The organism is Photobacterium kishitanii, assembly GCF_003026355.1.
GTDB classification, from domain to species: domain Bacteria; phylum Pseudomonadota; class Gammaproteobacteria; order Enterobacterales; family Vibrionaceae; genus Photobacterium; species Photobacterium kishitanii.
The window spans coordinates 367251-387489 of record NZ_PYON01000001.1; the positions used below are offsets into that span (position 1 = coordinate 367251).

Genomic DNA, 20239 nt, shown 5'->3' on the forward strand with positions numbered 1-20239 from the left:
TTGTGTTGAGTTAAAATCACAATAACGTGGGTTAAACTGAAACAAACTTACAACGGCTACACCTCACCATTACTGTATATATATACAGTATTTTATTGCTTATTAATACTCTCACCACTAAAATTATTTAGGGTAGCCTCTCCTATAGTCGGTAGTAGGATGCGAAACACCCTAAACTGACGCTGCTTTAAGTAGCGTCAGTTTTCATTAATTTCAGACTTTTTGAGGATAAATAGATGGATGGTGAATTTTCTTATGTGACTAAGGCAAAAGCTGCATCTTTAGGGGTAGAGGTTGAAACAATATTTCAGGCGTTGGCTGCAAAACGAGTAAGTGGCGAGTTTTGTGATGATGATGATCCAACAGAGATTGTTCTGCAACTTACCGAAGCAGACATCGGCATCAAGTAGTACGAAGATAAAAAAGTTATCTATATAATCAAATAAAAGCATTTAAATGCACAGACTTTTATCCATTAGTATCTTATTATGCTTTGATTTTTAATATGTTATGGAAATTTTATGTCTATGGAAAATCTAGATCCCATTGAAAAAGTGGTTGATAAGGTGGCTGATGCATCAATAGATGGTATAAGTTCTTTTATCTCTGCTATTTGTATGCCTGCGGCTAAAGAATTTGGGCTTTTAATTAAAGATAAAATTACTGTTTATAGACTCGGTAACATTGAGAGCATAGCCTTAAAATCTCAAGAAATTATCAATAAAACAGGAATAAAAATATCAGGCAAAGCTAACTTAAGAGTATTAAAGGAAGTCTTTGAAGAAGCGTCTTGGGTTGAAGATCCTAAAATTCAGGATATGTGGGCTGGACTTTTAGCTACCGCATCATCACATACAAGTAAAACTGATGATAGTTTATTGTATATCGAAAAATTAAAAAGCTTAACAAGTTTCCAAGCTCGGTTATTGGAGTTTATATGTTCCTCACCAGATTGCTTTAAGGGTGAAATAATATATGAAAGTGAATTTAGACCCCATAAAAACTGGGGTGGAATTTTTGCATTTAATTACAAAGATATACTAAATTTATATCCAGAAGATTTATCAACTTTTGTTCCAATTTGTAATATTACCCATGAGGAAATTTTGAATGATTCTAAAAATCATGGAATTGCAATTGGAAGATTAATGCCCCAAATTAAATCAATGGTAGATTCTGGACTGTTTTTTGTGGCTGAAACTTTAAAGATAGAAGACGAATCCTATATTGAGATAATACCCACATATACAGGTATTGATTTATACATGCGTTGTTTAGGTTATCAACTCTACCCATTACAATCCTTCTTACTTACGATGAAGCACTGGGATAGTTTAAAGTTCTCAGAGAACAATAAAATTTGATTATTCAACTCCCCTACTATTTAGCAACCAATAAGCGCTGCCACCCCCTCAGATACAAAAAGACCGCCTCAATGGGCGGTCATTTAACATCACTGATTTTATGCGAAATTTATTACTTACAGTATCAATAGGTAACCTAGAGCGACAGGAACAACGCCGAAGGCCAGAAAGCCAACAACATAGATGCTCTGTTGCAATTGTTTTTGATACTCAGTCATATAATTAAAATCCCTTAATATTCGCAACCTACGTGAGCATGGCAGTACTCTAACGTATAGTCGTTGGCTTTTTTCGTAGATAATCCAATGAGATTGATATTATTACCGTGGGGATTTCTCTACCGCCACATAAACCATTGAGGTTGATATTATTAACGTGGGGATACCTCTACCGCCACATAAACCATTGAGGTTGATATTATTAACGTGGGGATACCTCTACCGCCACATAATCTACGTTATTAATCATACACCAGAGGCACACAGTTGTCTGTAAGGATATGTGATTAGTCCTCGCTCCGTGATCAATCTTTATAAGTTTATTTAAAATAGCGTAGGAAAATTGAAGAAGGTAAATGACGGTACATATCTCGATCTACATTGACAATATTGAACGGTAATTTAGTGCGAGGGAAATCAGTCGTTGCTGCCCTTCGACATCCACAAAAGCGCTCTCTAAGGCATAATACATCGCTAAATCACCGCCAGCGCCACCTAAGGTTATGCCCCATGTTTGAAATTGCTCAACCGTAAATAATTGTCCATTCGGCAAATAAGTTTGATTATTTGAAAGATACTCAGCAATGGCATTACATTGTTGTTGAGCGCCAGCAAAACGCTTAAAGAATGCCTTATTCTTATCTGCAACTCTTTTATAAGTTGCTTGATACACTTCATCTGCAGTTGCAGTTATTGATGGTATACCGCCAGTAATAAAGACACGAGATAAGCTTTGCGGATAAAAAGACAAGTAATGTAATGCGCAGAAACCACCAAAACTTTGTCCAAGTAACGCCCACTGCTTAATACCAAGATGTTGACGTAATTGCTCAGCATCCCGAACAATATTATCAGCGCGAAAATGGGTTAAATACTCAGCTTGCTGCTGGAGGGATTTAGTCGCTAAAGTTTGATGAGAAATAGCACTACTTGCTCCGGTACCACGTTGATCAAGTAATAACACACGATAATATTTTAATGCCGTTTTTAACCAGCCACTATTCGCTTCTGGTCGTGGTGCCGCAAAACCTGGACCTCCTTGTAAATAAACTAACCAAGGTAAATTTTTATCTATGTTTGATTTATGTACTACTTCTCGAGCATAAATTACTAATGAACCGTCGCTTATTTGTTCATAATTAACCGGGACATTAATATTTATATTTCGAAAACAAAGTTCATCACTATAAATAAAGTCTTGCAATGGTATTCTCCAATGACGTAATAAAAACAATTATCATTTAATGTTGGTTAAATAATAATACATTCAAACTAAATATTCTTATATGTATTTTAAAATATTTATCGTAAAAAATAAAAACATTAAATATCAACACTATAACTATTTTAACTTACACCTAAAATACATAAACACTAATAAGAATAATTATCAGTTAATGATTTCATATTTGAAATCTTTTTTCCAAAAATTAAATAACCTTGGATACAAAAAAAAGCGTATATTTATTCCATTAACAAAATAGACAATAAAATCAATTTTGTTGCTATAAATGATAGCTTTAATAATAAGCTTTATAGCGGGAGATGATGTTCCTCCTTTAACCGCCTTATCGAATTTCTTTAAGGATAATGACGTCTGACAACATTCGGCTTTTAATCGTCGAGGACCGTGTTAATTTCTATTGAATACCTAACGATATTCGTTTTCAAACACGTCACGTTGTTAACGTATAAAGTCCTCTTCTTATTATCTGCACGATAACGAATTATCAATTCTACACTGCTAACAGTAATACGCTAATGCATACATTTTGTATTATCTTATTGCTTATACTGCGGTGTCTATGAGGCAGAGCAATGCAATACTCAAGTGAAGTTCAAAACATGTGTCCTATCTCTCGTGGTCCACAACACGAGTCAGCGCCAATTCCAGTAGAAGGTCGCTGGGTTAGCCCTAAAGATGTTATTGCTATTTCTGGTGTAAGCCACGGTGTTGGTGCTTGTGCACCACAACAAGGCGCAGCAAAATTAACTCTTAACGTTAAAAACGGCATCATCGAAGAAGCACTAATCGAGACTATCGGTTGTTCTGGTATGACTCACTCTGCAGCAATGGCTTCAGAAATCATCACTGGTAAAACAATCCTTGAAGCACTAAACACTGACCTTGTGTGTGATGCTATCAACGTTGCAATGCGTGAAATCTTCCTTCAGTACGTTTACGGCCGTACTCAAACTGCATTCTCTTTAGACGGCTTACCAATCGGTGCTGGTCTTGAAGATCTAGGTAAAGGTTTACGTAGCCAAGTAGGTACACATTACGGTACACGTGAAAAAGGCCCTCGTTACATGGAGATGGCTGAAGGTTACGTAACTAAAATTGCACTAGATGACAACGAAGAAATCATCGGCTACCGTTTTGTAAACGTAGGTAAGATGATGGAATCTATCGGTAAAGGCGTTCCTGCTGCTGAAGCTATGGAACAAGCTACTGGTCAATACGGTCGCTTTGATGAAGCCGCTCGTACTATCGATCCTCGTCACGAGTAATCATAGACCTATATCACACAAGTAAATGACGCATTTGTTTTAACTTCTTTAGAGTTACAGCGTCACTGAAATTGATTTTACCGAATTAGAGGAAACTCCATCATGGCTGCATTATTTGAAAGTTTTGATCGTCGTATTGCAAAAATTACTCCAGTACTACAACAGTACGGTTTCGCTTCACTAGAAGAAGCACGTGATTTCTGTAACGAAAATGGTGTTGATGCATACAACATCGTTAAAGAAACACAACCTATCGCATTTGAAAACGCATCTTGGGCTTATGTTTTAGGTACAGCTATTGCACTTAAAGAAGGCGCAAAAACCGCTGCTGATGCTGCTGAATATCTAGGTCAAGGTCTACAAGCTTTCTGTATTCCTGGTTCTGTTGCTGATCAACGTCAAGTAGGTATTGGTCACGGTCGTCTAGGCGCTCGTCTACTAAGCAACGAAACACAATGTTTCGCATTCCTTGCTGGTCACGAATCATTTGCAGCAGCTGAAGGCGCAATCAAAATTGCCCTAAACGCTAACAAAGTACGTACTAACCCACTACGCGTTATTCTTAACGGTCTTGGTAAAGATGCTGCATACCTAATCGCTCGTATCAACGGCTTTAACTACGTTGAAACTAAATTCGATTACGTTACTGGTGAACTAAACGTTGTTTCTGAGCGTCGTTTCTCTAAAACACAACGTGGTGACATCAACTGTTACGGTTCTGATGATGTACGTGAAGGTGTTGCAATTATGCACCGTGAAAACGTAGATATCTCTATCACTGGTAACTCAACTAACCCAACACGTTTCCAACACCCTGTTGCTGGTACGTACAAGAAAGAACGTCTAGAAGCAGGCCAAGCTTACTTCTCAGTAGCATCAGGCGGCGGTACTGGTCGTACGCTTCACCCTGATAACGTTGCTGCAGGTCCAGCTTCTTACGGTCTTACTGATACTATGGGTCGTATGCACTCTGACGCTCAGTTTGCAGGTTCTTCATCTGTACCAGCTCACGTTGAAATGATGGGTCTTATTGGTATGGGTAACAACCCAATGGTTGGTGCAACTGTTGCTGTTGCTGTTGCTATTGAGCAAGCTGCTAAAGCTTAATAAGCTCAGTAGACTTAAAAAGTTTATCTTCAAATAACGAAAAAGGCGCGAGATTAGACACTCGCGCCTTTATTTTTTTGTCACAATTGTTATTTCTGCAAAATACTCTAGAATCATCCCCCATCCCAAGTTCTTGATCACGCTTATCCCTATAAAACACTCTGTCTTCAGGGTATAATCAATAAAGAATCAAGTTAGTCTTATATATGTTACACAGCACACGCTGTTACAGATAAAGTAAAGGAAATATCATGATCCAAGTTGTAGGGCACAAAAACCCAGATAGTGACAGCATTTGTTCTGCACTAGTGTGTACAGCTTTTCTTAAAGCTCGTGGTCTTGAAGCGACAGCAATTCGTCAAGGCGAAATGAACCGTGAAACTCTACACATCCTTGAGCTAGCAGGCGTTACAGCTCCAGAGCTACGCACAAGCGTTGCTGGTGAGAAAGTATGGTTAGTGGATTACTCAGATCTTGCTCAAGCACCTGATGATCTAGCTGAAGCAGAAGTTGTAGGTATTGTTGATCACCACCGTCTAGGTGATGTGATGACAATTAACCCAATGGAAGCTTGGATCTGGCCTGTAGGTTGTACTTGTACTGTGCTATTCAACTTATTTAAGATCGAAGGTCACGAAATCACACGTGAACTAGCGGTTCTTATGATGTCAGCGATCCTGTCTGATACAGTAGGTTTTGCATCTCCGACTTGTACACAAAAAGATAAAGACGCGGTACACGAGCTTGCTCAAATTGCTGATGTACAAGATCTAGAAGCATTCATCAAAGCACTACTCATCGCGAAGACTGATATCAAAGGTCTAACTGCAGCACAACTTGTTGAAAAAGACCTTAAAGGTTACCCTTTCAACAACCGTGATGTTGTTGTTGGTCAAATCGAACTTGCGACTCTTGAGCAAGTTGATAGCATGATTGAAGAGCTTCAAGCAGATCTTCAACGTCGTTGTGACGAAGATGGTCTAGGTATGGCAGCATTGATGCTAACAGATATTACAACAAGCACTACGCGCCTACTTTACACCGGTGATTGGAACCACATTCTTGATACACACGCTACTGACGGTGTATTAATGATGGAAAATACTCTAAGCCGTAAAAAGCAAGGCTGGCCTTGGCTACAAACAGTACTTGCTAAGTAAATAATCACCACGATTATTGATTATAAAAGGTCCTTTAAAGGGCCTTTTTTTTGAGCAAAATTTACGATCTATCTTAGCTAAAATACGGCTAACTCCGCCTAAAAAGTAAAATATCATGGCTTAAAATATCGATATTAGAGTAAATGCTTTAATTATTTTATCAATTAAAACCCATCTATTAAGCATCGATATGAACAAAGTTTAAGCAAACAAACTCTTTTATTGTGATATTTATCTATCTTTGCTTATTATTCTCTTGAGGTATAACTATACTCCCCTCTCTTAAAAATCCTGCCTTCTTTGAAGGGTGAAACAGCAAGAAGCTATTCGAAATTATAGAGAGACAGTATAATGTCCATTAATAAAAAATATATCGCCTTAGTTATTACAGCAGTACTTTCGAGCCAAGCTCAAGCTGCTGGATACCAAGTATCTGAACATTCTGCTGCTGGTCTTGGTCGAGCATATGCAGGTGATGCCGCTGTCGCAGATACGGCAGCAGTATTGGCTCGTAACCCCGCGGCAATGACGCGTTTTAAACATGCTGAAGTTTCAGGTGTTGCCAGTGTTATCAACCCATCAATTAATATTGATGATCATACTCATAATGAAACCGCAAAAGATATTTCACCAGTCAGCTTTGTACCAGCGGCTTACTATATCCAACCGCTTAATGATAAAACTGCGGTTGGTTTAGCGATTTTTAGTAATTATGGTGTGACAACTGATTACCCAAAAGCCATGCAAGCAGGCAGTTTAGCGGGTAAAACATCATTAGAAACGGTTAACTTCAACCCTAATATTGCTTATCGGTTATCACCGCAATTAAGCATTGGTGGTGGTGTTAGTCTTGTTTATGGTACCGCAGAGTTTAACCGCCGTTTAGGCTCTTTAGCTTACGCAGCACCAAGCCATAACCTTATCGATATGAAAGGCACAAGTTGGGGCTGGGGTTGGAATATTGGCGCGTTATATGAACTCGATAATAACAACCGTTTTGGATTAAGCTACCGCTCACAAGTAGACCTCAATTTTAATGGCCATTTTACTGACTACTTGGGCCAAGCGACATCCAAACCAAATGAAACTGTTGCAGCAAACCTTAAGCTACCACTGCCTGCTATTGCTGAATTTTCAGGTTTCCATCAGCTAAACCCACAATGGGCAATTAGCTATAGCCTGCAATGGACTCAATACAATAAATTCAAAGAAATTAGAGCAACTAGTTCTCAGTGTGCAACGGGGACTTGTTTTGTTAAAAAAGAAAACTTCAAAGATACTTATCGCTGGGCTGTAGGTACAACATATACTCTAAATCCGACGTGGACACTGCGCTATGGTTTCGCTATTGATCAAAATGCAGGACAGGCAACACTAAGCATTCCCGATACGAATCGTTATTGGTATTCAGCTGGTGCGACCTACCATTACAACTCAGCGCTATCCGTTGATGTGGGTGTATCTTATATTCATAGTAAGAAAACAGATTTTGTTGAGCAAACACCAGTGGGTGAAAATGATCACTTTACTTCATCAGGTAAAGCCTACCTTGCTGCCGCGCAAATTAATTACCGCTTTTAATGCGAAATAAACTATAAAATCATTAGGAAACACAATGAAAATACGTTCTATCGCATTATTAGTCACCTCTGCGCTAAGTTTAATTGCATGTAAAGGTAATAGCAGCTTAGACAATCAGTCGCCGATTGATCCCAATACAGCAGCAAGTTTAAAAGCAGAAACAAAAATTAACTTTGACCTACTATCAAAAAATAAAAAGCTAATATTACCGACATATTTAGCCATGGATCCACAAGATGGCACCCTTGCAACTGAAACAATGGCGCAAGATAAAACCAATACCTCAGATCCATTAGTTGCAATGGGACAAACTGATGGTTGGAGTACAACGCAGCCAATTACAATCAGCTTCACAGGTAAGAACCTCGATCCGGCTACGGCTGCAAATGGGTTTTACTTAATTAAATCAGGCGATCCAACTAATCCTGATGACACCACGCAACCAACACGCTTAACACAACAAGCGGGAGATTTTGTCGTAAAAGCCTCAGGTGATAGCTTAATTGTTATATTACTTAAGCCATTAGATCCTGCTAGTAACTATATGTTTGCGGTGACTGACGATCTAAAAGATGTCAATGGTCAAGCAGTAGGTATGAGTAACTCATACGCATTATTAAAGTCAGATAATCTGCCACCAGCACCGGCATTATTACCGGCACAAAAAATCACCCATGCGACTGAAGAAGCTTTCCACGGTATTGTGGAAAAACGCGATATCATCTTTTCATCATGGTTTACAACGTTATCGTCTGGTGATGTGCTATTTGCCGCCAAGATGGCAACCGAAGAAGCGATTAGTTTTGGGGCTAAAAACGTATGGCAAGGCTCTGCAATTGCAAACACAATTACTCAAGAGCAACTCGATAAACTATTTACCTTCTCTCAACCTATAGAAATTGAGGACACGAATAAAGTTAATGGTAAAAGTAATGTCCGTATCTACCACGGAACACTTTCTCTACCTTATTACTTAGATATTCGACCAAACAAGTTTATGAACACCCCTTGGCAAAGTGGTATGCCGAGCCTTGCAAAGATTAAATATGTGTTAAGTAATGGCAGTAATGCAGATAAAGCCACTATTTTAAATCAATTAGCAGCTGCTAATGTATCACTACAAGACATGGCGCAAGTGGCGACTAACCCACAAACACAAGTTGAAGTATTAACCAAGTTAATGGGTAAAACACTGTATTTAGCCAATGGTAACCAACTGGATCCTGAGCGTTTGATCACTCGTTACAGTGCTGTTCCTGAACTAAAATCAGTACAAACCATTGATTATACTTTAGTACTACCAAGTAATAAAAAATGCCAAACGCTAGGTGCTAACGATGTCACTATCTTCCAACACGGTATTACTTCGGATAAAAGCGTATTAACAGCACACAGTGATGGTTTACCGTCTTTAGCTGAAACGTTAATTGGTAATCAATGCCGTGCAATCTTTGCCATCAACCAACCATTACACGGTGAAGATCGTGGTATTCATACCATCGATAGTGAGGGTAATAGTCACTATAAAAATGCCGCAATCGATCCATCAATGTACTTAAATCTTGAAAACTTAACCGTTGCACGAGATAACTTACGCCAAAGTACTATTGATGTGGTTAACCTACGTGCTTCTATTGGCTCATTGTTTGCTCATATTCAACAACAACAAAATAACCAAGATCCACACACTGTTTCACCGTTAGAGATGTTAAATCCTAATAACGGCGTTAGTTTTGCAGGTCATTCCTTAGGTGCAATTGTTGGTACCAATGTCGGTAATATTGCTAACCGTCCGACAATGAACCCAGCATTTGATAAACAATACTTTGCAATTAACAAATTAGCATTAGCCAACCCAGGCGCAGAGATCCCTTACCTACTATTAAACTCAGGTAGTTTTGGTGGTCTTCTAAAAGCAGGGGTTTTACAAAGCACCGTATCTAATCCAACAGAAATTACACCTGAAGTAATTGAAACTGGTAAATTTTTACAAGCTTTGAATATTTGTTATATCGCTCAAGACGATAAACACAAAGATTTAAATAAATGCTACGTTGATAACATTCCAACGATTAAAGAAAATAATTCGAGTTTATTCGCTAAATGGACTGAGACTTACGTTAAATTTGCTTATGCCGCTCAAACAGTAATGGATCCAGTCGATCCAATTAACCTTGCTAAAGGCATTCCAGCATCAGTACCTGTATTGGTACAGATGGTTGAAGGTGACAGTACTATTCCAAATATTAGTGCTCCTAATAACTCACCTTATTCACCTTTCACTGGTACTGAGCCTCTAATTAAACAATTAGATTTAACCTCAAGTAATATAAATAAGGGTTGGAAGGTATATACACCAGGAAGCCATACATCATTATTAGATCCAACTATTTCACAAGCAACTACAACAAAAATGCAAAGTGATATGGCTGATTTTTTAAATAGATAATCTAATATTATAAATAGCCTTGATAATCTTATGAGTGTATCTATCATTCTGGTTATCAAGGCTTTTTTATTAAACACTGCTATCGCAAATGCTGCATTAAGCTGGTTTTTTGATTTAATATCTGAGAAAAAGACTGCACAAACTGTTCGCCAATCTGCTTTCCTTGACGATAATCAAGCTCTAAATCTTCATAACTACTTAATAAAGCACTACTGTTTAACGTTTTCTCTGGCGCAATTTGAATTACTTGTAACCCTAGCGGCGGATTAACTAAAAAATCATTTACGTCTCGATATGTACGATGATAACGCGCTAACATTTCTAATATTTCAGAATTCGTCCCCTGCCCTGTTAACTCTAATAGCCGTTCGACATTTAACTGCGAAAACCAACTCTTTCTAGTTAAGACTTTACTTTTAATAACAGCGTTTTCTTCATTACTGTCTTTATCTTCCCAATAGTGCTGTCGCCATTGATCAAATCGTTGGCTCAACTCTTGATGAATATTTTTAATTTTATCAACGGACTCATTCAGGCTTAACTTATCAATATAATAAGGCAATTGCGTTTCAACATTTTCGCGCCAATCATCAAAAATACCCCGTTCATCGCCGCGACTAGCCTCTAGTGGTTCAGTACGAATAACCACGACTAAATCAGCCCCTCGTCGCCATGCTTCTTTAACAGGGATTGCGGCGCTGACCCCACCATCAACCCATTGTAAATCATTCATATTCACCGGTTGATTATAAAGTAATGGGATAGCACAAGTTGCTAATAGCACCTCACGCCAATCTTGTTGGTACATCGGTAAATAATAGTCTTGTAAAGTATCTTTGCGGGTCGCACACGCGAGTGCAGTACGATGGATTAATGTTTTATGTGCAGTAATAACATCTAACGGATATAGCCCTGATGATGACACTTGTTGTAATGCCCACTCTAAGTTCATCGGCTGTTGTTTGCTAAGGTACTTATATAAATTGAAAAACTTATCGTCCATCGATACATCACGAATAAAATGATAACCAAATCGAGGTTGACGACTAATAAAAGAAGATAAATTAAGCGCCCCGGCAGAAGTGCCAATATACAATTCAAACGGATCAAACTGATGAGCGAGAAAACTATCAAGTACACCCGCAGAAAAAATGCCCCGCTGACCGCCACCTTGGACAATTAGCGCAATTTTTTTACGAGGTGCTGCGTGTATCAACGAGGAAAAATCAGCGACAGATTTATCCTTGATATCACGTAAACTAAATGGAAGATAATTCATTTCTCCTCCCTGTTAAATATGTAAACTGACATACATTAATATATCTAAGAGAGTCGAATATACATTTTGTAGATACTAATAGGAAATAATGTTAGAAAAATATAATTATCCAATATTACTTACTTTAATCGCTATGCATGTAGAGCAACCAATCCATAACTAGCTATAGTAAAAAGAGTCACCGTTACCACTACTAATGCAATTTTCAATTCGATATTCATAACAAACCCACCTTTAAATGTTATTATTATGTTACTTAAGTCTATGGTCAGATTGTTAAGAAAATCAATATCAATTACAATAATTACAAAGATGATCACACTGTTAGCTGTTTAAGTGCACTCTATATATCATCAATAAAAAACCGCATTACTCATATGATCTAAATACCTTATTTTATAGGAAAAATAATGAAACCATTACTCACTGTAGGGTTAATTGCTACCACTATGATTTCCACGACAGCAATAGCGAAACCTGTCGATTGGACACCTGGCATTGGTGGTGATATCTCTTTAATGGTTGGTTACAACAAATCAGACTCACAGTTTAATACTGACAATCACACCACACCTAACTTAAACAATAATGGTAATGAGCAAGATAAGATGTTCGTGGCTCCTATTGGTAGCCTCAGTTACACATTTAATAGTGGTAATAAACAACTCTACTTTGGTACTAGTCGTTCAGATATTGCACTCGGCCGCTTTCACATTGAAGCAGGCTATCGACAAAAGTTTGCTGATACATCAACGCTAACACTGAGTTATATTCCTGGCATTTTAAGCCAAAAAACATGGCAGGATCCTTACCTTCAGGGCGTAGAGCGCAGTAAAACAGAATCTAACATTAATGCCTTTAGTGTTAAGCTCGATAATATTCGTGGTTCCCGTTTTTCGGGTCAAATAGCTTACGGAAAATTCAGCGTCGATCATGAGCAAAGTGGCAACGATCCTTTACTTAAATTAACAGCCAATGAGCGCGCCTCTCTAAATCGTAATGCTAATGTCCTTTATACTGAAGGAACTTATGTCCAACCTTTTAGCCGTAGTTTAATGCTACGTACCGCCGTTAACTTCACAAATATTGATGCTAGTGGAAACGCCATGAATAATAATATTTATGGTGCCGCTGCGACTATTATTCAGTTATTACCACAATCTAGCCTCGCGTTTACATTAAGTTATAAAAAAGCACTGTTTGATTCAACCAACCCTGTGTTTAATAAAAAACAACAAGATAATAAGTTTGGCGCTTTCTTAGCGTATGAATATAGCCAACCATTTAATTGGAAAAACTGGGGCTTAGTTTCTCTTATTGGCTATAGCTCAACTCAATCAAATATAAACTTCTATGATAGTAACGATGTTTTAGTAAGTGCCGGCCTAAACTATAAATTCTAATACAATGTAATAAATATCTATTCGATTAGCTCATCATTAACAAATAGGTTGTATTTCGGGTGGTTAGATTTTAGCCACACCGAAATAATTCGAGACATCTACCAGAATATCGATTAGATTGACTACACTTTGCCAAAGTTATGGAAACGTTAAATAAATTATGGCGGCTAATAATCGTACTGCCGATGCATCTTTAGAATCCTTGCATCGCATTTTCACTGTACCAGAAGCACCGGATTCAACATTAGGTTTAATCGAAAAAGAACTTTCAGAAAACCTCAATGAATTTCTGCGAACCCATATTGCAGCAACAGAAAAGCCACTAGCTGAAATTGAAAAAGATTTCTCTGATGCAGGTATTCCTGAGGTTCCCTCTTTTGTTTCTGAGCACACTCAATTTTTACTCAATAAACTGGTTGCTCAGTCAGTGCATACCGCCGCACCGACATTTATTGGTCATATGACCTCAGCCCTACCTTATTTCATGATGCCTTTATCTAAAATCATGATTGCTTTGAACCAAAACCTGGTCAAGATAGAAACCTCAAAAGCTTTTACACCACTTGAGCGCCAAGTCTTAGGGATGCTGCATAAGTTAATCTTTAATCAAAATGAAAGTTTCTACCAACAATGGATGCACAGTGCGGACCATTCTTTAGGTGCTTTTTGTTCTGGCGGTACTATTGCTAACATCACCGCATTATGGGTTGCTCGTAACGCTGCATTACAACCTGATGGCGATTTTACTGGCGTAGGTCAACAAGGTTTACTGCGAGCGATGAAACACTATGGCTATGATGATCTAGCTATTTTAGTCTCAGAACGTGGCCACTATTCACTCAAGAAAGCCGCTGATGTTTTAGGCATAGGCCGAGATAGCCTTATTGCCATTAAAACTGATGATAACAACCGTATCGATCTTGATGAACTTCAAAGCACTCTTACAGATTTAAACCACAAAAATATCAAACCATTTGCCATTATTGGTATTGCAGGTACTACAGAAACGGGCAATATCGACCCTCTCGATCAACTTGCTGATATTGCCGCAGAACATCAATGTCATTTTCATGTTGATGCCGCTTGGGGCGGTGCAACATTAATGTCGAATAAATACCGTCATTTACTTAAAGGCATAGAACGCGCAGATTCAATTACCATTGATGCCCATAAACAGCTCTATATTCCTATGGGCGCTGGTATGGTGATATTTAAAAACCCAGAGTTAATGACAGCAATTGAACATCATGCCGAATATATTCTTCGCAAAGGTTCAAAAGATCTAGGTAGCCATACCCTTGAAGGTTCACGCAGTGGAATGGCAATGTTGCTCTATGCTAGCATGAATATTATTAGTCGCCCTGGCTATGAGTTGTTGATCAATAATAGTATTGAAAAAGCACACTACTTTGCACAATGTATTGAGCAACATCCTGATTTTGAATTAGTCACCTGCCCCGAATTATGTCTTCTTACCTATCGTTATGTGCCTGAAAATACGCAACAAGCATTACAGCAAGCGACGCCGGAGCAGCGTGATATTTTATTGGAGCTCTTAAATGATCTCACTCAATTTATCCAAAAACGCCAACGAGAATCAGGCAAATCATTTGTATCACGGACTCGTATTACACCTGAAAAATGGCAACGAAAACCGACCACAGTCTTTCGTGTCGTACTTGCAAACCCGCTCACAACCACTGAAATATTAGAAAATGTGCTTATTGAGCAGCAGCAACTTGCACAACAAAGCACAATTAGCCTGCCTGAAATAGTTAAATTAACTGAAGAAATCATAGAAAAAAGAGCGAAAAACGATAGATAAAGACTTTATATCTATACGTTATTTTTTGAATATTTAGGATATCTCGCACTTTTTCTCTTTTTTTAGTGTTTCACTGTATGGTAAACGGTATTCAATATATGACTATTTTATGAATAACTCGCGACTCAACTATGAACAGCGGATGATTACAGTATGAATAGCACCATGAAATAGTACCGTTTACCCTTCTCAATATTCACTCAATCACACACCGAAACCATGACTTTTGAGTAAAGTAAATTTTTCAAGGGAATATTTTCCAAAAGTCATGTTCATAAGATTTCATTTTTCGATGCCATTGTTATCATCAAGAACAGCATTCATTAATTAATATGTTGTTATACGTTTATGGGATGTTACAAAAACAACTTCTTATTAATATTGATTCTCAACAAGCCATTTTGTTCCATTTTGACCCAAAAAAATAACTTGATAAATCATGATCTAAATCAAAATAAGCCGTAAATGGAGCCCAAAAAAAATGCCCTATTTGCTTTAAATAGGGCATTTTTATGTCAATTTATGTCATAACTATTTCTTTACAACTGTCTTTTTCAAGCCACTTTAGGGCCTAAATTAGTCGCCAGCAAACATATAACCTTCACCGTGAACGGTGACAAAAATCTGTGGATTTTTCGGATCTAGTTCCATTTTAGAGCGCATTCTACGAATTAAAACATCAATAGTTCGATCGTTTGGAGCCTCTACACGATGGCTCAACATGTTCAAAATACGCTCACGGCTTAACACTACATTTGGATGCGATGAAAACGCAACTAATAGCTCGTATTCCGCTTTTGTTAGTTTCACAGGAAGACCATTATGTGTCAGTGCGCGCTTGTTAATATCAAACTGCCACTCACCAAAACGAATGATGTTATCTTCCTGCATTTCAACCATGGTTTCGTCACGCGCTTTTTCTACTAACGTCATGCGCCATAACAAGTTTTTCACCCTTACCAATAGCTCACGAAGTTCGAAAGGCTTAGTTACATAGTCGTCTGCGCCCATCTCTAAACCGACAATTCTATCAATACTGTCAGTACGCCCAGTTACCAAAATAATACCAACTTCAGAACGACTACGAAGTTCACGTGTTAGCATTAAACCGTCTTCGCCAGGCAGGTTAATATCAAGCATTACAAGGTCAATCTTTTCCGTTGCCATTACCTCGCGCATCTGTGCGCCACTGTCCGCTTGGCTGACCTTGTATCCTTCATTCTCAAAATACCCAACTAATTTTGTGCGGGTAACAATTTCATCTTCTACAACAAGTACGTGATGGGTCATGTCGTTCTCTTTTTTAGTTTTTGGCTTTCTAGCTGAACGGTAGCACAAACTAAGACCATTCACAATTTGTCATAACTATGCCTTTGCTATTCATTCGAAGCGTTAACCTTATTCATATCGTGACAATAAGATTACCCCATAAAATTTTAACCGTCACCGTAACCTACGGTGAGCATTCTTTTTAAATGGAATCTTTCAAAATGAAGAAAATTTGGCAGATGTTGACGAAACCAAGTAGCAAGTACTCAATTCTTGCTCTGGTGCTTGTTGGTATTGGTATCGCCGTTAGTGGTATTTTTGCTGTACACAAAGGTTTTGAATACGCATCCACTAATGAATTCTGTGTTGGTTGTCATACCATGAAGCAGAACTACGAAGAATATACGCAATCTGTACACTTCAAAAATGCTTCTGGTGTTCGTGCGGACTGTGTTGACTGTCACCAGCCGAAAGATTTAGTCGGTATGGTAGAAACAAAGTTAATGGCATCAAAAGATGTATATAACCAGTTTATTACCAAGAAAATCGACACGCCTGAAAAATTTGAAGAGCACCGTTTAGAATTGGCTCAGATGGTTTGGAAACGCATGGAAAAACAAAACTCAAGCACGTGTAAGAGTTGTCATAACTATTCAGCTATGGACCATGCTAAGCAATCACCTGAAGCAGCTGCTGCAATGACAGACGCTGCTGCGAAAGACATGAACTGTATTGAATGTCACAAAGGTATTGCACACGAACTACCTAACATGGCAGGCGGTTTCCAGAAAGATTTCCAAAACCTACAAGCTGAAGCAACCACTCAAGGTGCTACTGCTGAGAAACTTTACTCACTAGGTGAGAAAGACATTTTTGCAACTGATGATGCTAACGGTAAATCAGAAGGTAAATTACTACCCGCTTCTGAAGTAACGGTACTTGAACGTAAAGGCGATATGCTAAAAGTTGAAGTTAACGGCTGGTTAGAAAAAGCAGGTAAAGGTCGCGTAATGACTGAGTACATGGGTAAACGTGTCTTCAAGGCAACTATCCGTGGCGAAGTGAAAGCGAACGAGAAAATCATTAAAGAAGAAACTGATCCTGCAACTAACATTGTGTGGCAGAACATCAGTGTTCAAGGTTGGGTTACTAAATCAGACATGATTGATAGTATCAAACCAATCTGGAACTATGCAGAAGATATGTACGCGTCTACATGTAACGCTTGTCACGCGGCGCCAGACCCTGGCCATTTTACTGCAAATGGCTGGATCGCAAGTCTGAAAGCCATGAGCTCTTACTACCGTCTGACTAAGACTGAAGAACGTACACTACTTAAATATCTTCAGAACCACGGCAGCGATACAGGTGGTGCTGGCGCGCATTAATCCAGCGCTCCAATAAACGATTAAATGATAGGCGGGTGATAATTGTTATCCCCGCCCCATCGATAAAAATTAAAGTTTAAGGATTCTCCAACTATGGCGACTCAAAACAATCATAAAGGCATTACACGCCGCCGCTTTCTTTCTGGCCTTGCAGTAGCAAGTGCTGCGTCAGTTGTTGGCACTAGCCTGCTTGCTCCTCGCAAAGCAATGGCAGCAACTGAGGCCATAACTGGCTTTAACGGTGAAGTGCTATGTGGCTCTCACTGGGGTGCTTTCCGTGCCAAAGTTGTTAACGGCGTATGGACTGAAACTACACCATTTGAAAAAGACAAAAACCCAACGGATATGATTAAAGCGGTACGTGAAGTGGTTTATAACCCTGCACGTGTTAAGTACCCAATGATTCGTATCGATTGGCTAAAGCAAGGCTACAAGTCAGATACAACCCAACGTGGTAATAACCGCTTCGTACGTGTGCCATGGTCTCAAGCATTAGACTTCCTATACCATGAGATGGAGCGCGTACAGAACAACTTTGGTCCAAGTGCACTCTACGCTGGCCACACAGGTTGGCAGTCAGTAGGTAAACTGCATAACGCAGGTACCATGATGAAGCGTGGTGTTAGCCTTCACGGTACAACACTAGGTAAGATGGGTGACTACTCTACTGGTGCTGCACAAGTCATTCTTCCTTACGTTGCTGGTGCAATGGAAGTTTACGAACAGCAAACATCATGGCCGCTAGTGCTTGAGCACACTGACACTATCGTGATGTGGGCATCTGATCCAATTAAAAACCTGCAAGTGGGTTGGCTAGTACCAGACCACAGCCCATACCAATACTATGAGCAACTTGCAGAGAAAGTGAAGAACAAAGAAATCAAAGTGATCTACGTCGATCCAGTGGTTTCTTGCACTCAAAAAGCCGTTGGTGGTGAGCAGATCCGTGTTAACCCACAGACTGACGTTCCACTAATGTTGGCGATTGCGCACACGCTATACACTGAAAACTTATACAACAAAGAATTCGTTGCAGATTACACAACGGGTCTTGATAAGTTTATGCCTTACGTATTGGGCGAAACTGACGGCATTACTAAAAACCCTGAGTGGGCAGAAAAGATCTGTGGTATCAAAGCTGATGATATTCGCGCTCTTGCTCGCACGATGGCTAAAGGCCGTACCCAAATTATCGGTGGCTGGTGTCTACAGCGTATGCAACACGGCGAGCAGTATGCTTGGATGTTGGTTGTTCTTGCTGCGATGCTGGGCCAAATCGGTTTACCTGGTGGTGGTTTTGGTTTTGGCTGGCACTACAATGATGCAGGTTCAATTACTTCTAACGGTCCACTAATGTCTGGCTTTAGTGGTGTAACAGGTGTTGACCCAATTCATAGCGGTTCATACGACGGTTACTCTACTTTCATTCCAGTTGCACGTTTTGTTGACTGTATTGATAACCCAGGTAAGACCATCGACTACAATGGTCAGAAGATCAAATATCCATTTATGAAGATGGCTATTTTCAGTGGTAATAACCCGTTTGGTCACCACCAAGATCGCAACAAAATGATCAAGGCGTGGACTAAGCTACAAACTGTTGTATCGATTGATCACCAGTGGACAGCAACGTGTCGTTTTGCAGATATCGTATTACCTGCAACAACCACTTACGAGCGTAATGATATCGAACAATACGGTAACCACTCTAACGCTGGTATTATTGCTCTGCGTAAAGTTGTTGAACCAATGTACGAATCTAAAGATGACTACGAGATCTTCAGTGAGTTATGTTCTCGCTATGACCGCGAAGAAGCATTCACTGGTGGTAAAACACAAATGGAATGGATCGAAGAAATCTACAACGGCGCTCGTCTACAAGGTCGTGGTCTAGGTGTTCGTATGCCTAACTTCAAGAAATTCTGGGATGGTGAAGGCTTTATTGAATTCCCTGCTGGTAAAGAATGGGTTCGTCATGAATCATTCCGTACCGAACCCGATCTTGAGCCATTAGGTACAGCATCTGGTCTGATTGAGATTTACTGTAAGACAATTGCAGATATGGGTTACAACGACTGTCAAGGTCACCCAATGTGGTTCGAGAAAACAGAACGTAGCCACGGTGGTCCTCGTTCTGATCGCTTCCCGATTAACATGCAAAGTACGCACCCGAAAGATCGTCTGCACTCACAGCTATGTTCATCAACGGACTTCCGTGCAACGTATGCTGTAGCTGACCGTGAGCCTATCTTCATCAACACTGAAGATGCAAAAGCACGTGGCATTCAATCTGGTGATATCGTGCGTGTTTACAACGACCGTGGTCAAGTAATGGCAGGCGCTGTTGTGACTGACGATTACCTACCAGGTGTTTGTCGTCTACAAGAAGGTGCATGGTACAGCCCATTAGAAGGCGGTAAAGTAGGCACTATCTGTACTTACGGCGATCCAAACGTACTAACTGAAGACATCGGTAGTTCGAGCCTAGCACAAGCAACATCTGCGGCAGCTGCATTGGTTCAAATTGAAAAATACACCGGTCCAGTTCATGCAGTAACAGGCTTTAACGGTCCAACGTATGAAACAGGGATTGACCCACTATTCCCAGCAATGGATAAGTAATTAATCCGTTGCTAACATAGTGAATTAACTTATAAAGGCGATGAATAATAATTTCATCGCCTT

14 protein-coding genes and 1 riboswitch are annotated in these 20239 nt (G+C 39.3%); of the genes, 11 read left to right on the plus strand and 3 right to left on the minus strand.

The features are described 5' to 3' along the window. Window positions 1-236 precede the first annotated feature (236 nt). Both C0W29_RS21600 and C0W29_RS01665 read left to right on the plus strand, forming a co-directional pair. Window positions 237-410 carry a hypothetical protein gene (locus tag C0W29_RS21600; protein ID WP_155395122.1) on the plus strand — a complete coding sequence of 58 codons (174 nt, stop codon included), beginning with the start codon at window positions 237-239 and terminating at the stop codon, window positions 408-410. A 111-nt stretch (window positions 411-521) separates the two neighbouring features. Continuing rightward, a complete protein-coding gene (locus C0W29_RS01665; RefSeq protein ID WP_045045015.1) occupies window positions 522-1364 on the plus strand; it encodes an Abi-alpha family protein in 843 nt (280 codons plus the stop codon). 594 nt (window positions 1365-1958) lie between these two features. On the opposite strand, the gene C0W29_RS01670 is transcribed toward C0W29_RS01665, so the two are convergent. After that, a complete protein-coding gene (locus tag C0W29_RS01670; RefSeq protein ID WP_052671635.1) occupies window positions 1959-2786 on the minus strand; it encodes an alpha/beta fold hydrolase in 828 nt (275 codons plus the stop codon). Between the two features lie 328 nt (window positions 2787-3114). Further along, window positions 3115-3189: riboswitch (Fluoride riboswitch) on the plus strand. Between the two features lie 211 nt (window positions 3190-3400). On the opposite strand from C0W29_RS01670, the gene C0W29_RS01675 reads away from it, so the two are divergent. From C0W29_RS01675 to C0W29_RS01695, 5 genes are all read left to right on the plus strand, one after another. Beyond that, on the plus strand, window positions 3401-4093 hold the full coding sequence (locus C0W29_RS01675; protein ID WP_036794324.1) for an iron-sulfur cluster assembly scaffold protein: 693 nt from the start codon (window positions 3401-3403) through the stop codon (window positions 4091-4093). 102 nt (window positions 4094-4195) lie between these two features. Then, a complete protein-coding gene (locus C0W29_RS01680; RefSeq protein WP_045041886.1) occupies window positions 4196-5200 on the plus strand; it encodes a GGGtGRT protein in 1005 nt (334 codons plus the stop codon). Window positions 5201-5451: 251 nt separating this feature from the next. Further along, a complete protein-coding gene (locus C0W29_RS01685) occupies window positions 5452-6360 on the plus strand; it encodes a manganese-dependent inorganic pyrophosphatase (RefSeq protein ID WP_045041885.1) in 909 nt (302 codons plus the stop codon). Window positions 6361-6711: 351 nt separating this feature from the next. Beyond that, window positions 6712-7941 carry an outer membrane protein transport protein gene (locus C0W29_RS01690; protein ID WP_045041884.1) on the plus strand — a complete coding sequence of 410 codons (1230 nt, stop codon included), beginning with the start codon at window positions 6712-6714 and terminating at the stop codon, window positions 7939-7941. A 34-nt stretch (window positions 7942-7975) separates the two neighbouring features. Then, window positions 7976-10390 (plus strand): VolA/Pla-1 family phospholipase, encoded by a 2415-nt coding sequence (locus tag C0W29_RS01695; protein ID WP_107174102.1) that lies wholly within the window; start codon window positions 7976-7978, stop codon window positions 10388-10390. Window positions 10391-10469: 79 nt separating this feature from the next. Here the strand turns inward: C0W29_RS01695 and C0W29_RS01700 are convergent, their stop codons facing one another. Continuing rightward, window positions 10470-11669, minus strand: a complete 1200-nt coding sequence (locus tag C0W29_RS01700; protein WP_045045014.1) for a patatin-like phospholipase family protein — start codon at window positions 11667-11669, stop codon at window positions 10470-10472. Between the two features lie 410 nt (window positions 11670-12079). Between C0W29_RS01700 and C0W29_RS01710 the strand changes: the two genes are divergently transcribed. Beyond that, window positions 12080-13072: a DUF2860 domain-containing protein gene (locus tag C0W29_RS01710; RefSeq protein WP_045041881.1), complete on the plus strand. Its 993-nt coding sequence runs from the start codon at window positions 12080-12082 to the stop codon at window positions 13070-13072. A 160-nt stretch (window positions 13073-13232) separates the two neighbouring features. Beyond that, window positions 13233-14897: a pyridoxal-dependent aspartate 1-decarboxylase PanP gene (gene panP / locus C0W29_RS01715; protein WP_045041880.1), complete on the plus strand. Its 1665-nt coding sequence runs from the start codon at window positions 13233-13235 to the stop codon at window positions 14895-14897. A 576-nt stretch (window positions 14898-15473) separates the two neighbouring features. On the opposite strand, the gene torR is transcribed toward panP, so the two are convergent. After that, complete coding sequence (gene torR / locus C0W29_RS01720; protein WP_036794308.1) at window positions 15474-16187, minus strand: two-component system response regulator TorR; 714 nt, start codon at window positions 16185-16187, stop codon at window positions 15474-15476. A gap of 200 nt (window positions 16188-16387) precedes the next feature. Between torR and torC the strand changes: the two genes are divergently transcribed. Next, on the plus strand, window positions 16388-17554 hold the full coding sequence (gene torC / locus C0W29_RS01725) for a pentaheme c-type cytochrome TorC (protein WP_080888833.1): 1167 nt from the start codon (window positions 16388-16390) through the stop codon (window positions 17552-17554). Between the two features lie 93 nt (window positions 17555-17647). Continuing rightward, window positions 17648-20176 carry a trimethylamine-N-oxide reductase TorA gene (gene torA, locus C0W29_RS01730; RefSeq protein ID WP_045041879.1) on the plus strand — a complete coding sequence of 843 codons (2529 nt, stop codon included), beginning with the start codon at window positions 17648-17650 and terminating at the stop codon, window positions 20174-20176. Window positions 20177-20239: the final 63 nt, after the last annotated feature.

Excerpts from the sequence above, each read along its gene's own strand:
- torR (WP_036794308.1), bottom strand. The coding sequence starts at position 16,187 with ATGACCCATCACGTACTTGTTGTAGAAGATGAAATTGTTACCCGCACA.
- C0W29_RS01675 (WP_036794324.1), top strand. The coding sequence starts at position 3,401 with ATGCAATACTCAAGTGAAGTTCAAAACATGTGTCCTATCTCTCGTGGT.
- C0W29_RS01690 (WP_045041884.1), top strand. The coding sequence starts at position 6,712 with ATGTCCATTAATAAAAAATATATCGCCTTAGTTATTACAGCAGTACTT.
- torC (WP_080888833.1), top strand. The coding sequence starts at position 16,388 with ATGAAGAAAATTTGGCAGATGTTGACGAAACCAAGTAGCAAGTACTCA.
- C0W29_RS01710 (WP_045041881.1), top strand. The coding sequence starts at position 12,080 with ATGAAACCATTACTCACTGTAGGGTTAATTGCTACCACTATGATTTCC.
- C0W29_RS21600 (WP_155395122.1), top strand. The coding sequence starts at position 237 with ATGGATGGTGAATTTTCTTATGTGACTAAGGCAAAAGCTGCATCTTTA.
- C0W29_RS01665 (WP_045045015.1), top strand. The coding sequence starts at position 522 with ATGTCTATGGAAAATCTAGATCCCATTGAAAAAGTGGTTGATAAGGTG.
- C0W29_RS01680 (WP_045041886.1), top strand. The coding sequence starts at position 4,196 with ATGGCTGCATTATTTGAAAGTTTTGATCGTCGTATTGCAAAAATTACT.
- C0W29_RS01685 (WP_045041885.1), top strand. The coding sequence starts at position 5,452 with ATGATCCAAGTTGTAGGGCACAAAAACCCAGATAGTGACAGCATTTGT.
- torA (WP_045041879.1), top strand. The coding sequence starts at position 17,648 with ATGGCGACTCAAAACAATCATAAAGGCATTACACGCCGCCGCTTTCTT.
- C0W29_RS01700 (WP_045045014.1), bottom strand. The coding sequence starts at position 11,669 with ATGAATTATCTTCCATTTAGTTTACGTGATATCAAGGATAAATCTGTC.
- panP (WP_045041880.1), top strand. The coding sequence starts at position 13,233 with ATGGCGGCTAATAATCGTACTGCCGATGCATCTTTAGAATCCTTGCAT.
- C0W29_RS01695 (WP_107174102.1), top strand. The coding sequence starts at position 7,976 with ATGAAAATACGTTCTATCGCATTATTAGTCACCTCTGCGCTAAGTTTA.